Below are 423 nucleotides of genomic sequence, written 5' to 3'. Positions count from 1 at the left end.
GGCTCCACCTCGCCGGGCTGGCCTGAGCCCCCCTTTCGCCCGCCCTCGAATCAATTATGGTCCCGGGCATGGATACGGAGGGCCGGCCCGTGACGCGTTCCATCGACTACGGCAACCTCATGCACCGGGCGATGCGCGGGCTGATCCATGAGGTCCTGACGGATGTCGCCGCGAACGGCCTGCCGGGCCAGCACCACTTCTTCATCACCTTCGACACCCAGCACCCCGACGTGGAGATCGCCGACTGGCTCTCGGACCGCTACCCCGGCGAGATGACCATCGTCATGCAGCACTGGTTCGCCGACCTCGACGTCGGCACGGAGGGCTTCTCCATCACCCTCAACTTCGGCGACAACCCGGAGCCGCTCTACGTCCCCTACGACGCCATCAAGACCTTCGTGGACCCCTCGGTGGAGTTCGGCC

At 66.4% G+C, this 423-nt stretch carries 1 protein-coding gene; it reads left to right on the top strand.

Annotation, left to right across the window (positions count from 1 at the left end; all coding sequences use genetic code 11):
• Positions 1-89: 89 nt before the first annotated feature.
• A partial coding sequence (locus D7Y13_RS43570) for an SspB family protein (RefSeq protein WP_120631142.1) occupies positions 90-423 on the top strand: 334 nt, incomplete at its 3' end.

Origin of the sequence: Corallococcus praedator, from assembly GCF_003612125.1 — a bacterium.
In the GTDB taxonomy this organism is placed as follows: Bacteria; Myxococcota; Myxococcia; order Myxococcales; family Myxococcaceae; genus Corallococcus; species Corallococcus praedator.
This window is presented reverse-complemented; position numbering and strand designations above follow the sequence as displayed.